Genomic DNA, 16,177 nt, shown 5'->3' on the forward strand with positions numbered 1-16,177 from the left:
GATGATATTTTAAAGAAGGGAGAGAGCACACACATGAAGCGTAAAATAACTGCTAAATTATATGAATGGAAAAATATGAAAAAAAGTAGAATGCCGTTACTTATTTATGGTGCAAGACAAGTTGGAAAAACGTTTGAAATGCGTGAATTTGGAGCATTATATTATAAAAATACAGTCTATGTAAATTTTGAAACGGACGAAAGAATTGGGAAGTATTTTGATACAGATATTCATGCAGATTATATCATCGCCATATTAGAAAAATATTATCAGGTAAAGATTGTACCGGAAAATACGCTCATTATTTTTGACGAGATACAGATGTGTGAAAGAGCATTAACTTCTTTAAAATATTTTTCAGAAGAGACACCGGAATACCATGTAATAGCTGCCGGAAGTCTGCTGGGTGTAGCAGTCAACCGTGAAAAATATTCATTTCCGGTAGGAAAAGTTCAGATGGTTACCATGTACCCGATGGATTTGGAAGAGGTATTGTGGGCTAAGGGAAAGCAGATGCTTTCGGATACCATACGGGAACATTATGAAAATAATCAGCCGTTAGATGAGATATTGCACGAGGAAGCTTTGCAGGAATTTTATCATTATTGCATCGTGGGAGGAATGCCGGCAGCAGTAAAGGCAGACCTTGCAAAAGACAGTCCATTGGAGCAGACGGAAATTCGTCAGATGCTGTTAAATTCTTATATTGCAGACATGACAAAATATGCAAATCAGACGGACACCGTGCGTATTTTTGAAGCGTATGATTCCCTGCCGGCACAGTTGGCAAAAGATGCAAAAAAATTTCAATACAAGCTGATAAAATCAGGAGCACGGGCATCTCAATATGGAGATGCAATTGATTGGCTGATTCGGGCTGGAATTGTGAATAAATGCATGAAGTGCAGTCAGGGATTTTATCCGGTTGCGGCATATCAGGATGTAAGTGCATTCAAATTATATTACAGTGATATGGGTATTATGTCTGCAAGAATAGGAATGACGTTGGAAGCATTACAAAGCATGGAAACAGAGCATTTTCGTGGCATACTGACAGAAAACTATGTTGCAATTGCTTTGAAAACAAATGGTTATGATCTTCATTATTGGGAGTCTGATAATACGGCGGAAGTGGATTTCCTGATACAAAAAGAAAGTCACGTTATTCCGGTAGAGTGTAAGGCTGGTAACCATGTAAAAGCCAAAAGCATGATGGTTTATATGGAAAAATATAATCCTTCGTATGCAATCCGGATTTCAACAAGAAATTTTGGGATGGCAAAAGGAATAAAATCAGTTCCGCTATATAGTGTATTTTGCATCTAAAGTTTTAGTTGCCTTATCGTACAGCAACAGTAAGTTGCTTTTCTGAAACTGAATTTACCGGTATGATATGGATAAAGGAGGTAGCAACGATGGAGACAAAAAATATTATTCTGGAACTTCGTACACAAAGAGGAATGTCCCAGAATGAGCCAACGGAACATATACCTATAACGATATGGATGAATTAATCGACATATGCGTTAAAAACATGGTAAGCGATGATTTTACAGAGGAGCAGGCGCGCGCATATATGAAAGAAATGCTCCCAAAGTTAGATTATTGGAAAAAATATGATGAACTTAGCGACAATGGAGAGTTTGAGGAGTTTAAGCAACAGCTAATAAAGGAAATAAATGAACTTCACATAGACGGGCTTCCTAAGGTTGAAAAATTAAATGCACTGGTAGGAAAATGGCGAAAATCCGGAATTACTTCTTTACAAAAAGAGATGATTGCAGTTTGATTGCAAAAATTAAATAGTGTGAAGTGTTGAAGGAACGTCGGTACAGCCTGTATCGACGTTTTGTATATCCGTAAGAAACTGCCAGTGGCAGGCTCAGCAGATGTCATTATTTCGCATTTTATTTTAATTCATTTATGAAAATTTAGGTATGAAAATATTTCTGCAATAACCATAGAAAAAGGCTGCTAAATGCGTTAAACTAAAAAATAGTATAGTATTTGAAAAATAAGGAACGGTACAGGAAATGAGAAAGTCAGAAGAGAACAATAAATTTAGAAAAAAGGAAAATGCAAAAAAGCAGCATGGTTCGAAATCGGAACGTCCGGAAAAACACATCTGCCCACCGGGAGAATGTGATCTTGCAAAAAAATGTGGCGGCTGCCAGTATCAGGGAATGGATTATGAAAAGCAGCTCAACAAGAAACATCGGGAAGTAAAAGAACTTTTAGGCAGCTTTGGAAAAGTGGAGCCGGTTATCGGAATGCAGGAGCCATTTCATTATCGGAACAAGGTCAATGCTACATTTCAGCGGCTGAAAAATGGAACAGTGATTTCCGGAGCATATCAGCAGGGAACACATTCGGTGGTAAAGATTGATGAATGTCAGATTGAGGATAAGATTGCGGATGGCATCATTTATGATATTCGTGGAATGCTTCGCTCCTTTAAAATAAAAGTATATGACGAGGACAGCGGGTATGGATTGCTACGCCATGTTCTGGTAAGAAGAGGTTTCCGTACCGGCGAAGTTATGGTTGTTCTGGTGCTGGCATCACCAATTCTGCCGTCAAAAAATAATTTTGTAAAAGCACTTCGTGAAAAGCATCCGGAAGTTACAACGGTGGTGGTAAATGTGAACGACCGGCGCACCAGTGTTGTCTTAGGAGAGCGGAATATTACCATTTATGGAAAAGGATTTATCGAGGACGAGTTGTGTGGACTCCGTTTCCGCATTTCTCCATCCTCATTCTACCAGATAAATCCGGTGCAGACAGAAATCCTTTATGGCAAAGCTATCGAGTTTGCCGGATTGACCGGAAAAGAAAAGGTAATCGACGCGTATTGCGGCATTGGTACCATTGGCATGGCAGCAGCAGGAAAAGCCGGCTCTGTCATTGGTGTGGAAGTGAACCGTGATGCGGTGCGTGATGCCGTGACCAATGCGAAGCGCAATAACATGAAAAATATCACATTTTACAATGAGGACGCCGGAGAATTCATGGTCAAGATGGCAGCACAGGGCGAAACTGCCGATGTGGTATTCATGGATCCGCCTCGTGCCGGAAGTGATGAGGCTTTCCTATCTTCACTACTACAGCTTTCTCCAAAGCGTGTGGTCTATATTTCCTGTAATCCAGTCACTCAGGCGCGGGACCTGAAGTATCTTACAAGCCAGGGCTACCGGGTGGAGCGGTGCCAGCCGGTGGATATGTTCCCGTGGACGTATCATATAGAAGTTGTGTGTGTGCTTTCAAAACTTAAATCAGGACATCATATATCGACAGAAGTTAACTAGATGATATGAACATGATTTGTGCAGAGAAAAAAGCAATATATGAAGAGCAGATTTAACGTAATTATTAAAATAAATTTTAGTGAGAGGAAACTTTAAAATTTTGTGGGAGGGATGGAATTATGCCATTTGAAAAAGGTGGAAGAGCAGACAAACAAGGGAATAGATATGAGATAAACTGTATAATTTATGAACTTCTCAAAATTTTGAATGAAACAAATTATAGTGTTATTGTTGAAGCACTTGGTATAGATGAAGTTGGTACTGATATATTAGTAACGACTTTTGATGGAAAGAAAGAGCATCAACAATGTAAAGCACGGAATGCAAGTAAAGAGTATTGGGATATTTCGGATTTAAAAGGGAAAGGTATATTTTTTTCGTGGAAGACTCAGTTAAATAGGGATAACAATAGAAGAGTGTCATTAGTTAGTCCTATGACGTGTTCCTTTTTGTTTGATTTACATAATCGAGCATGCAATACTAGTGGTAATGCAGAAGATTTTTATGATATACAAATCATGAAAAGTAGTAAAGAATTTCGAAAATTCTACAAAAGTTTTTGCAAGGAAATGGATTTGAATAGTGAAAAAGAAGTTGATGTCTTAAAAAGTATTGATTATTTGAAGAGAATTTTTTATAAGCAGATATCAGAATACGAGTTAGAGGAACGTATAAGTCAGAATATACAATATTTGTTTAACAGTGAACAAAAATTAGTTTACAATGCATTACTTTCATTTGCTACAGCAGAGAATATATTAGGAAAAGAAATTACACAATCCCTATTAAGCGACTATTTTATAAAACAGGAAATTATTCTTCGACTAAAAGAGGGAGATAAAAGAATCGCACCGAGAATTGAGGAGATTAATCAAGAGTATAGGGAAAATTTCAGGGCATTGCAAGGTACTTTGATATATAGAGATGAATTTGATGATTGCATAAAATCTATTGAAAATGAAAAATCAACTATTATTTCTGGAGGTGCTGGTTCTGGAAAAAGTGGGTGTACAGAAGCAATTCTAAATTATTGCGAAGAAAGGAAAATTCCACATATTGCGATAAAACTTGATCAGAGAATACCTTATAAAAATTGTGAGATTTGGGGAAAAGGGTTAGGACTTCCCAGTTCAATTGCTCATTCTTTGCACTGCACTTCAAGAAATGAAAATGCAGTAATTATTTTAGATCAATTAGATGCTTTAAGATGGACACAGGCAAATTCTAGCGAAGCACTTGCAGTTTGTTTAGAGTTAATTAGACAGGTAGAATACTTAAATTATGAAAGAAAGAAAAAAATAATTATAATATTTGTCTGCAGAACATATGATCTTGAAAATGATAATAATATAAAATCTCTATTTAAAAAGAAGGAATCTTCAGAGAAGGTTTGGAAAATAATTAAAGTAGGTGATTTTAAAGAAGATGTTGTAAAAGATATTATTGGTAAAAACTATGAACAATTGTCATTTAAATTAAAAAGACTATTAAGAATACCAAGTAATCTTTATATCTGGCAACATTTGGAAAAAAAAGAAATTTATGGGGATGGTTTAACTACCAGTCATTTGATAGATAAATGGTTTGAGCAAATATGTAGAAAAAGTATAACCATGGGATTACAGCAAAGAACTATTACTGAAACGAAAATAAGAATTGTTGATGTTTTGGAGAAAACAGGACGTTTGTATGTTCCTAAACAAATACTGAATGTTGAAGAAGCTGGATTAGATTATCTGATATCATCAGAAATTGTTGTGATTCAAAATGATAGGGTGGGCTTTGTGCATCAATCGATTTTAGATTATTTTATGTCGCAAAGAATGATGGAAAAATATTTTCAGGTGCAAAAGCTGGAAAATATTATAGGCGAAAAATGCAGACAAACGCCCGGAAGACGATATCAGGTACAGATGTTTTTGCAGAATCTTTTGGAATATAATAGTGAAGACTTCATCATATTTGGTAAGGAAATGTTAATTTCAGATAACATAAGATATTATGTCAAATATGTTTTTTATGAGATTTTGGGACAAATTCAAGAACCAGATGATAATATTATTCAATTTATTATAGATAATTGTGAAAATGAGATTTATGGAAATTATTTGCTGAATAATGTTATTTTTACGAGAAAGCAATATATAACTATATTAAGAAATCAAGGTGTTTTAGAACGATGGTATTCGATGGAGGAGAAAAAAAGTATTGTTTTTAATTTGTTGACGAGTATTGCACCAAATTTAGATGTTGAGGATATTTCTTTTATTGAAAGACATGCTTTTAGTGATAAAAGTGATGATGAGCAGTTTATGCGATGTTTTCTTCATGATATAACACAGGAAAGTGATGAAATGTTTGAACTTCGGATGATGTTTTATGAACATTATCCGAAGTACGCAAAAGAAATTTATATAGATGTCAAAACAATGATGAATCAATTTGAAGGGAGAACGATACGGCTTATTTCATTTTTGCTGAAAAATAAAATTAAAAGTCAAGGGAGATATGTATATCGTTACGAGGAAGAATTAGTGGATTCAGATAATTCTTTTTTAGTGGATAACGGGGAATATATACTTAAAGAATTGCTTCAATATATACCAAAGGAGTGTGGGTATGAAGTAAAGTATGGCGATTGGTCAGGAGTACATATGTATAAAAGTAGTATTGAAAGGACTTGTGTGGAGTTAGTTAAAAAGGCGACCATAGCTTTGTGCTACAAATCTCCAGAGTATTTTTGGAAATGCTATGAACCATATATGGGGCAGGGGTATTATGTGTTTAATGAAATTATTCTAACAGGATTGACAGTTGTGTCTCCTGAATATAGTAATCGGATAATGCGTTATCTCTGCAGTGATATGGACAAAAATATTTTTGATTACACGAGTGGAGCAGAAGATGAATTAGGGCTTGTAAAAGAGGTTCTAAAAATTCATGGGAATAGTTGTGATAAAGAAGAATTATTAATGATAGAAAATGCAATTTGCCGATATATTTCTCCAAAGGCGTCTGAATGGTATAAAAGAAGAATTGAGCAGAATGAACGAAAAGAATGTCAACCTGTGTATTGGAGTTTTTGGGGAGATTTGCAGTATGAATTATTACGATATTTACCAGAAGAGAGAATTAGCAAAAAAGCAAAAGAATTATTGCGTATACTAGATAGGCGTTTTCATAAAGAACCGTTGTGCTATTATAATAAGAATGGACATGCGGGATGGAGAAAGTCTCCTGTTTCAGGTAAAAATATTAGTAGGGGTCAGTGGCTTCAAATTATTACAAACAACAAGTTGAAGAATCGAGATGGTCGTAGATGGATTGAAGTAGAAGGCGGATTTATTGAAAGTTCTTATGAAGCCTATGCAAGTGATTTTCAATTGGTGGTAGAACAACATCCACAGGAGATGATAGAACTTGTTTTAAAGAATAAGGAACGAGTGTTGCCTGCTTTTGTAGATTCGCTGTTTTTAGGAGTGGAAGTATCGGAAAAGTTGGATGAGGTTGATTCTGTAGTTATAGAGAGGTTATTGGTTGAATTTCCGTGTGACATGAAAAGTTATAGGGCTTTGTATTTTTGTAAGATAGTTGAAAAAATAAGTAATGTTAATTGGTCACCGGAGGTAATGGAACAATTAATGAATATTGCTTTGAGACATTGCAATCCAGAATTAGATAACCCAATGGTAACAAATTCAGAAGATAAAGAAATGAAGAGTTGCAATATGTTGCATAGCAATGCATTAAACTGTGCGAGAGGCAGTGCAGCAATGGTGATAGGACATTTGCTCTGGGAAGATCAGGAAGCGTTTTTACGATTTAAAGATGTTATTGAAGGATTGATGAAAGATGAAAATCCTGCAGTGCGTTTTGCTTCATTGTATGCTTTATGGCCATCTTATAATATTGATAGAGAATGGGCTGCGGAAAAGATATTGCATTTGTATGAGTCAGACATTCGAATGGCAAGTTTTTGTGATTCGAAAAATATGTTCTTTCTCGTATATCCCCAATATAAAGAAAGAGTTATTCGCATTATCGAGAAATGTTTTGACTCTGAAGATAAGCAACTTGTAGAGTTAGGAGGATATGCTGTCTGCGAATTTTATATACGACATAATGAATTTGAAGCAACTATAATGGCTGTTCAATCTAAAAGTGAAGAGCAAATCAAGGTTATATTAGATATGGCTGTAATTTATTTGAACGTCAATGATTATCGAAATAAAGCCCAAAATATAATACTTACTTATAAGAACGTTGATGCAGATGTAGAATTTCCATTAGCCAAAATGTTTTATGATAAGTATGTTGATGCCGAGCGTGATAAAGTGTTTTTGCAGGAATTTATGAAAACTAAAGTAAGTAGAAGGTTGGTAAGGGCATTTGTTCGTTATTTGGAGGAAAGTGCAGTTTTTGTCGTTGATTATGCAGATATTATAATACAGCTTTGCGAGAATGTTTTAAAGATGGAGATTAAAGAGTTGAGAAAACAATGGGGCATAGAAAATGAGCTTTCAAAGTTGATTATTTCTTTATATGATAAGACCGCTAATTCTAGTAGAATGACAGATAAACAGATCGCTGATAAGTGTTTAAACTTATGGGATATCATGTTTGAAAGACAACTTGGATCAGTAAGAGAAATTAGCAGACAATTGATGGAACGGTAAAGAGAGAGAGGGAGCCAAAGAAAATATAGAAATGCAGGTGATAAAGTTATGTTAAAGTTAAAAGAAGGATATCATGTCCCATTTCCGGAGAAACTTTCGGAAGGATATGAAATGGAAGAAAATAGTATCGTTGCAAATGTGGGAGTTGACAAATTAGAAGAGGTAATACAGCATTTTATTGCAATTAAGGATGAACCATTATTTTTTATTCTTGAATTGCAGGCTTCTGGTGAAAAGGAGTCACCAAAAGCTTCGGGAATTGTGACAGCACTTCATAAAGACATTTATTATATTGATGGATGTAGTGTTGATGCGGCACTTATATTATTTGAAAGAACAAAAGATTTGCTGTTAGCAGATGGAATGTGCCAATTTGGCTTTGGATGCCATGAATCACATGATGAAATAATGGTTGAGAAGTACAATGTTGTTTCTATATATAGTCAGGATATAAAAAAATATAATGATTTTTATGAACCACATAATATTAGAGAAGCAGAAAATTTCATTACAGCCTGGGATACATTTTCACTGGAACATCCGGGTTCATCGGAGAGGATAGAGAAAAATGGAAAAACAGTATACGATTTACCGGAATTGTTAAAAGAGTGGGGAATCTATTTAGCTGAAACTGTCGAAGAGTAGCAACTGAGAAATTTATGGCATGGTTAAAAAATGCTCCATTGACAATCACCCCACCCTGCCGTATACTAACCCTAGATTTAATTTTGAAGGGAGAGTGTCCAATGAGAAAATAATTGACTTTTGAGAGCATGAAGATTTTAACTGCGGTAATCGTACCGCTATTTCGTGTTGCCAAAAGTGGATTATGTTCTCATGACCACTCTTTTTTTGTTGCACTTAATTAGCATATTATAAGAAACTGCTGGTGACAGAACGTAACCACTATTTGGTGACAGATAGGAGGCTATATGTCACAGATTAGAGTAAATCATTTAACATTTGCATATGAGGGAAGCTTTGATAATATTTTCGAAAATGTTTCTTTCTCTATTGATACGGACTGGAAACTTGGATTTATCGGAAGAAATGGAAAAGGAAAATCCACGTTTTTAAATTTACTGATGGGAAAATATGAATATACCGGTTCTATTACTTCGAATGCCGTTTTTGATTATTTCCCATATGATATTTCAGAGGAAAAATGGGAATTTCCGGCGGCGGAATTTGTAGAAGAATTCAAGGCAAATCTTGAATTGTGGAGAGTTTATGCGGAGCTTTCGAAGCTGCAGGCAGATGCAGAAATCATGTATCGGCCATGGAAAACACTAAGCTTTGGAGAGCAGACCAAAGTTATGTTGGCAGTCCTGTTTTCGCAAGGAAATGATTTCCTGCTGATAGACGAACCCACCAATCATCTGGATGATGGGAGCCGGGAAATGGTAAAACAGTATCTTGCATCGAAAAAGGGCTTTATCCTTGTTTCCCATGACAGGGATTTACTGGATGCCTGCGTAGACCATGTGCTGGTGCTGAATCGCAGTACCATTGAGGTGCAGGCGGGCAACTTTTCCTCCTGGTGGGAAAATAAAGAGAAGAAAGACAATTTTGCAGTAGCGGAAAATGAAAAGCATAAAAAGGAAATAAGTAAGCTCAACGAAGCAGCAAAGAGAGTGCGCAACTGGTCGGAAAGGAGCGAGAACAGCAAAATCGGTTTTGACCCCATAAAGGAAAATGACCGGAGCATCAGCACCCGGGCATATATCGGTTCGAAAACCAAGAAAATGCAGGCAAGAGTAAAGCAGATGGAGCAGCGGATACAGACTGAGATTGCGGAAAAAGAGGGATTGCTGGTGGATTTAGAACAGCCCATTGATTTGAAACTGAATCCCCTGACACATCATAAAGAAGTACTGGTGTCGGCATATCAGTATGGTTTGCGGTATCAAGATGCCGATAAAATGCTGTTTGAAAACCAGACCTTTGAAATCAGAAACGGAGACCGTTTATTTATCAGTGGAAAAAATGGAAGCGGAAAGACCAGCCTGATAAAAGCAATTTTAGGAGAAAAAGAAAATTTTTTGGAACAGGGAGATTTAAGAATTGCGTCCGGAATAGAGATTTCTTATATCAATCAGGACACTTCGCATCTTAGAGGAACCGTGCACTCTTTTTGCATGGAGCACCAGTTAGAGGAAAGTCTGCTTTGCAGTATTTTGCGGCAGCTTGATATCGGACGGGAACAATTTGTCAAAAAGCTGGAAGAATATTCCGAAGGACAGAAGAAAAAGGTAGTGATTGCAGCCAGCCTTTTGAAACCGGCGCATTTGTATATCTGGGATGAACCGCTGAATTATATTGATGTTTTTTCAAGAATGCAGCTTGAAAATCTGATTCTTAAATATCAGCCAACTATGTTGGTGGTAGACCATGATGTGCGGTTTCGGGAGAAGATTGCAACGAAAACAGTCTGGTTGTAAAATGTAACTATAGTTTAGAAAAGAGGACCCCCATATGACCAAAGAGGAATGGTACCGGCAGCTTTTTGAACATTTATCAGCCTCTAAATTCAGAAGCAGCTTTCATTTAAAACAAAAAGATATTGCATATATAAAGGAAAAAGGACTGGATGTAATCCGGGAGCATGCCAGAGATTTTATTGCCAAAAGGGAGGCACCGGCAGTAATTCCGAACGATGGAAAGCAGACACCCATGTGGGGCCATCCGGTTTTTGTCGCCCAGCATGCAACGGCAACCTGCTGCCGGGAGTGCATTCGAAAGTGGCACAAGATACAGCCGGGGAAAGAACTGAGCCAGGTGCAGAAGGAATACTTGGTGGATGTGATTATGACCTGGATAGAAAAAGAGTTGTCACATTATGATAGCCAAATGTGAAATTAAATGTTAAAATACCACAATAGGGTTATTACGGAGAGAGAAAGGTATTTTATAATGGTAGTTTCAATTATTGAAAAAGTGTATTCATTTTTATGGGGAGACTGGATTAAAATTCCGCTTCCGGGGGGAGGCAGTCTTGGCATTTCACTGCTGATTATTTTGTTAATTCCAACAGGAATTTATTTTACGATTCGGACAAAGTTTTTACAGATAAGACTGTTCCCGGATATGGTGCGGGCACTGGTAGCAAAGAAGGAGCATAAAGACAGTCTGTCAACTTTTCAGACGCTGATTGTGTCCACGGCAACCCGTGTGGGAATGGGAAATCTGGTAGGTGTAGTTGCAGCAGTGTCGGCAGGTGGAGCCGGAGCGGTATTCTGGATGTGGATTACAGCGCTGATTGGTTCTGCTACAGCGTTTATTGAAGCAACACTGGCACAGCTGCATAAGGAAAAAGATCCGCTGTATGGCGGTTACCGCGGTGGTCCGGCATATTATATCCATCATTTTTTTGAAGAAAAGCTTGGAAAGAAGAAAAAACATGTGCTGATGGCAGTGTTATTTGCCATATCCGGTCTGATTTGCTGGTGTGGAATCAGCCAGGTAATCAGTAATTCGGTGGCATCTTCTTTTGAAAATGCATTTCATATTCCACCCTTGTATACAACAATTGTGCTGGTGGCAGTTGCGGCAGTGATTGTATTGCGGAAAAATGCAACTGTAAAAGTACTGGATATGATAGTACCGATTATGGCAGTGTGTTATTTCTTTATTACATTATTTATTATTATTGTAAATTTCCGCAGTATTCCGGGCGTATTTGGCAGGATTTTTGAAGAGGCATTTGGTATCCGGCAGGTAGTATCCGGTGGATTTGGAGCAGTGCTTATGAATGGAGTTAAGAGAGGACTGTTTTCTAATGAAGCAGGTTCCGGTTCTGCACCTTGTGCAGCGGCAGCAGCGGAATGCGATAATCCGGTACGTGCGGGACTGACACAGGCATTGGGCGTATTTATCGATACGATTATCATTTGCAGTTGTACCGCTATGATTATGCTTATTGCACCGGAAAAGATAATTGCAGGAAAAGCTGGTATGGATTTGCTGCAGTCCACCATGCAGTATCATCTGGGCAGATTCGGAGTTATCTTTATTGCACTGACCTTATTTCTGTTCAGCTTTTCCACATTTCTTGGAATATTGTTTTATGCCAGAAGCAATGTGGCATATTTATTTGGAGATAAATGGATCTGGCAGACCCTTTATAAAGTCGTTGCACTGATTATGCTTTTTATCGGCGGAATTGCAACCTATACCTTCGTATGGGATTTAGGCGATGTGGGAATCGGACTGATGACGATATTTAATATCGGAATGCTGTATCTTATGGGGGGACAGGCATTGAAGGCACTGTCGGAGTATGAGAAAGAGAAAAAGACAGAAAAAGACAGTAATCAAAATCCGGCACCGGGAATTATCTTTTTAGAAAAAGAAAAGTAATAAAAAAGAAGTAGTTATCAAAACCGGTGATTCCATGTTATACTAGGGAGAAAACTACAAAAGGAGAAATTTATAGATATGGGTCGTGAATCATTTAAGTCCCGTCTGGGATTTATACTGGTAAGCGCAGGATGCGCAATCGGAATTGGAAATGTGTGGAGATTTCCGTATGTGGCAGGACAGAATGGCGGAGGAATCTTTGTACTGTTCTATCTTATATTCCTGATTGCCATGGGGCTTCCGGTACTGACAATGGAATTAGCAGTCGGAAGAGCCAGCAGAAAAAGTGCAGTTTTAGGATATAAGGCATTGGAGAAGCCAAAGAGTAAATGGCATATTCATGGCTGGGTGGCAATTTTCGGCTGTTATATGCTGATGATGTATTATACAACGGTTTCCGGCTGGATGGTAACTTATTTCTATAAGTTTGTAAAAGGTGAATTTACCCCAAGAATGGATGTCGAGCAGACCGGAGCTGTGTTCAGCAATCTTTTAGCAGATCCCAAACAGATGGCATTCTGGATGATACTGACTGTTGTGGTTGGATTCTTTGTATGCAGCCGCGGCTTGCAGAACGGATTGGAAAAAATCAGTAAAGTTATGATGAGTGCACTGCTGATACTGATTATTGTCCTTGCAGTACATAGCCTGACACTTTCCGGAGCAGGCGAGGGATTGAAGTTCTATCTGGTGCCAAATATGGACAGTGTCCGGGAAGTCGGTTTGAAAAATGTAATAACCTCTGCCATGAATCAGGCATTCTTTACTTTGAGCCTTGGCGTGGCAGCAATGGAGATTTTCGGAAGCTACATGGGAAAAGACCATACGCTGGCAGGAGAAGGAGTACGTATCTGTGCACTGGATACCTTTGTGGCGATTATGGCAGGATTGATTATTTTTCCGGCATGCTTCAGCTATGGCGTGGAAGTAGGTGTAGGACCAAGCCTTATCTTTGTGACACTGCCAAATGTCTTTGTAAATATGGCTGGCGGCAGAATCTGGGGCGCACTGTTCTTCCTGTTCATGACATTTGCAAGCTTTTCTACGGTAATTGCCGTATTTGAAAATATCATGTCCTTCTGCATGGATATGTTTGGCTGGAACCGCAACAAAGCGGCACTGGTAAATGGAATTATTATCCTTCTTGCCAGTCTGCCATGTGTCTTAGGATACAATGTGTGGAGCAATCTCCACCTGATTGGCGGAAGGGATGTGCTGGACAGCGAGGATTTTATTGTAAGTAACCTGCTGCTGCCAATCGGTTCTCTTGTTTACCTGCTGTTCTGTGTGACGAAGTGGGGCTGGGGATTTGACAACTACTTAGAGGAAGCAAATACCGGAAAAGGCATTAAGATTGCAAGAAGATTAAAGCCATATTTCCAGTTTATCCTTCCGATACTGATTCTGTTTATTTTGATTCAGGGATTATTGTAAAAGAGGAAAAAGAGTGTAATTACAGGAAGTATATGCGATTGCATTATTAAAAATAAAGTGTGCACTGCGGCGTATAAGGTAGATGTCGCAAGCGACCGCCGCAGGCGCAAGAAGGTGCCAGGGCACATTCTTTATTCTCAAATTTTATTTTACCAGTGCTTCTGCATAATCCAGTGCATCCACAATATTGTGATGGAAATTTTCTTTCCCAACTAATCCAATAAAACCATCTTTTTCCATCACGCGCATTGGCTGCTCATTGACATGGGAGAATACCAGCGTGATATTTTTGCGTTTTGCACGGTTGGCAAGCTCATGGAGAGAACGCATTGCGCTGGCATCAATGGCAGGAACGCTACGCATACGGATGACAACAACCTTCGTATGATGGTTACTGTTGATATTAAGAATCTGGTCTGCTGCGGCGAAAAACATCGGACCGCAGATTTCAAAAACACTGATGGAATGCGGGATGTCACGCAGTTTTTCCGCTTCACCCGGTGTAATGTCAGGAGAATCTGTGTATTTCCATGCTTTGATATCAGCTGTTTCTGCCATACGTTTCATAAAGAGCAGAGCTGCTAATACAACACCGATTTCGATGGCAACCACAAGATCGAAAAATACCGTTAAGAAAAAGGTTGCAACCAGAACGATGATGTCACTCTTAGGTGCCATCTTACAAAGGCGGAAGAAAGAGGACCAGTCTGCCATGTTAGCGGCAACTACTAAAAGTACGGCAGCCAGTGTTGTCATAGGAATCAGTGCAGCCAGCGGCATCAGCACCAGAAGAATAATGGTTAAAGTGATGCAGTGGGTGATTCCGGCAATCGGAGTACGTCCACCGTTTCGGACATTGGCAGCAGTTCTGGCAATGGCTCCGGTGGCAGGAATTCCGCCGAAGAGACCGGAGAAAATATTTCCAAACCCCTGTCCCACTAACTCGGCATTGGATTTATGGGTATCGCCAATCATACCATCGGAAACAACAGCAGACAGTAAGGACTCAATTCCAGCTAAGATTGCAATGGTAAATGCCGGGGACAACATTTCCTGTACCAGCTTCATGGAAAGGGATGGAACATGAAAACCTGGAAATGCAGAATTTAATTCCCCGTAAACACTTCCGATGGTATTGACCGGAAGCTTGGCAAAATAAACCACTGCTGTTGTTACGATAATCGCAATCAGGGACCCCGGAATCTTATCGGTAACCTTCGGCCAGAGCAGCATAATTGCAACAGCCGCAATGCCAATCAGGGTTGCAGTCAGGTTGATGGAGCGGATATTTTTGGCATATACAATTACTTTATCTAAGAATTCAGAAGGAACAGAGGCAATATCCATACCGAAGAAATCCTTTAACTGTCCCACAAATAAAGTAACTGCGATTCCACAGGTAAATCCGGTGGTAATGGTATAGGGAATGTATTTAATCAGGGAGCCAAAACGGCAGATTCCCATAATTACTAAGATAATACCGGCAAGAATGGTAGCAACAATCAGACCGTCGGTTCCATACTCTGCAACGATGCCATAGATGATAACAACGAAAGCGGCAGTCGGACCGCCAATCTGTACACGGCTTCCGCCAAAGAATGAAATAAAAAATCCTGCGATAATTGCAGTATAAAGCCCCTGTTCCGGACCAACACCGGATGCAATCGCAAGGGCAATCGATAGTGGCAGAGCGATGATGGCAACAATGATACCGGAAATGATATCCTTCATCAGCTGCTCCTTCGTGTAGCTCTTCATCACATCAAAGAGCTTTGGTCGTAGTTCGTTCATAATAAAATCTCCTCATTTGTTCCTTTGTTTATGGTGGAAGATGAAATTTCTGTTTTGTCAGGATATCTGCACAGATATTCCAGAATACAGCGAAAACTTCACCTTCCCCCACTAAACACGCAATTCAAAAGTTTAGCACTCTTATAGTCTTATTTCAATTACAAAATCCAATTTTCAGCCATTTGGTCAACAAATTTGAAAAAATAAAATTTTTTTGGAAATTTTAAAACCTCATCCATTTTTCATCCGTCTAGCAAGTGAAAGGAGGAAGAGCAATGCATGAGATGGAAACTTTTATAATGATGGCAAAAGAGGATATCAAAAATCAGAAGTTTACATAATGGAGTAGACTATAGTATGGTTTTTGATTATAATTATTATATTAGTAACAATGGTGATACAAAGGCAGCTTTTGGGAATGATTTTAAGAGCTGCTATATCCATTATATGACCAATGGAAAAGCAGAAGGAAGAACTGCTAAATAGTGTGCCAGGAACAAAGGAGAATGAAGATGTGGAAAGAGTTTAAGAAGTTTGCAGTAAGAGGAAATATGTTAGACCTTGCAGTCGGTGTGATTATCGGTGGTGCTTTTAATTAACTGGTAAGCTCGC

12 protein-coding genes are annotated in these 16,177 nt (G+C 38.4%); 11 read left to right on the forward strand and 1 reads right to left on the reverse strand.

The window, feature by feature from the left end:
* The first annotated feature begins 33 nt into the window (after positions 1-33).
* From DV740_RS11445 to DV740_RS11485, 9 genes are all read left to right on the forward strand, one after another.
* Positions 34-1,326 (forward strand): ATP-binding protein, encoded by a 1,293-nt coding sequence (locus DV740_RS11445; protein WP_118088123.1) that lies wholly within the window; start codon positions 34-36, stop codon positions 1,324-1,326.
* A 250-nt stretch (positions 1,327-1,576) separates the two neighbouring features.
* Positions 1,577-1,789 (forward strand): hypothetical protein, encoded by a 213-nt coding sequence (locus DV740_RS15215; protein WP_255415053.1) that lies wholly within the window; start codon positions 1,577-1,579, stop codon positions 1,787-1,789.
* 244 nt (positions 1,790-2,033) lie between these two features.
* Positions 2,034-3,305, forward strand: coding sequence for a 23S rRNA (uracil(1939)-C(5))-methyltransferase RlmD (rlmD, locus tag DV740_RS11455; protein ID WP_118088124.1), 1,272 nt, complete (start codon positions 2,034-2,036; stop codon positions 3,303-3,305).
* Positions 3,306-3,424: 119 nt separating this feature from the next.
* Entirely contained in the window at positions 3,425-7,981 is a 4,557-nt protein-coding gene (locus DV740_RS11460; RefSeq protein ID WP_118088125.1) for a hypothetical protein, read from the forward strand.
* A gap of 48 nt (positions 7,982-8,029) precedes the next feature.
* A complete protein-coding gene (locus DV740_RS11465) occupies positions 8,030-8,626 on the forward strand; it encodes a hypothetical protein (RefSeq protein ID WP_117841349.1) in 597 nt (198 codons plus the stop codon).
* A 287-nt stretch (positions 8,627-8,913) separates the two neighbouring features.
* On the forward strand, positions 8,914-10,422 hold the full coding sequence (gene abc-f / locus DV740_RS11470; RefSeq protein ID WP_117841348.1) for a ribosomal protection-like ABC-F family protein: 1,509 nt from the start codon (positions 8,914-8,916) through the stop codon (positions 10,420-10,422).
* A gap of 34 nt (positions 10,423-10,456) precedes the next feature.
* Positions 10,457-10,837, forward strand: coding sequence for a DUF4186 domain-containing protein (locus DV740_RS11475; protein WP_118088126.1), 381 nt, complete (start codon positions 10,457-10,459; stop codon positions 10,835-10,837).
* Positions 10,838-10,894: 57 nt separating this feature from the next.
* On the forward strand, positions 10,895-12,340 hold the full coding sequence (locus tag DV740_RS11480) for an alanine/glycine:cation symporter family protein (protein ID WP_118088127.1): 1,446 nt from the start codon (positions 10,895-10,897) through the stop codon (positions 12,338-12,340).
* A gap of 78 nt (positions 12,341-12,418) precedes the next feature.
* On the forward strand, positions 12,419-13,774 hold the full coding sequence (locus tag DV740_RS11485) for a sodium-dependent transporter (protein ID WP_118088128.1): 1,356 nt from the start codon (positions 12,419-12,421) through the stop codon (positions 13,772-13,774).
* Positions 13,775-13,918: 144 nt separating this feature from the next.
* On the opposite strand, the gene DV740_RS11490 is transcribed toward DV740_RS11485, so the two are convergent.
* Positions 13,919-15,565, reverse strand: a complete 1,647-nt coding sequence (locus tag DV740_RS11490; RefSeq protein ID WP_118088129.1) for a SulP family inorganic anion transporter — start codon at positions 15,563-15,565, stop codon at positions 13,919-13,921.
* A gap of 357 nt (positions 15,566-15,922) precedes the next feature.
* Between DV740_RS11490 and DV740_RS15220 the strand changes: the two genes are divergently transcribed.
* Positions 15,923-16,051, forward strand: a complete 129-nt coding sequence (locus tag DV740_RS15220) for a hypothetical protein (RefSeq protein ID WP_255415049.1) — start codon at positions 15,923-15,925, stop codon at positions 16,049-16,051.
* 20 nt (positions 16,052-16,071) lie between these two features.
* On the forward strand, positions 16,072-16,164 hold the full coding sequence (locus DV740_RS15270; RefSeq protein WP_330415632.1) for an MscL family protein: 93 nt from the start codon (positions 16,072-16,074) through the stop codon (positions 16,162-16,164).
* The last annotated feature ends 13 nt before the right edge of the window (positions 16,165-16,177 follow it).

Origin of the sequence: Roseburia sp. AF02-12, assembly GCF_003461765.1 — a bacterium.
GTDB classification, from domain to species: domain Bacteria; phylum Bacillota; class Clostridia; order Lachnospirales; family Lachnospiraceae; genus Roseburia_C; species Roseburia_C amylophila.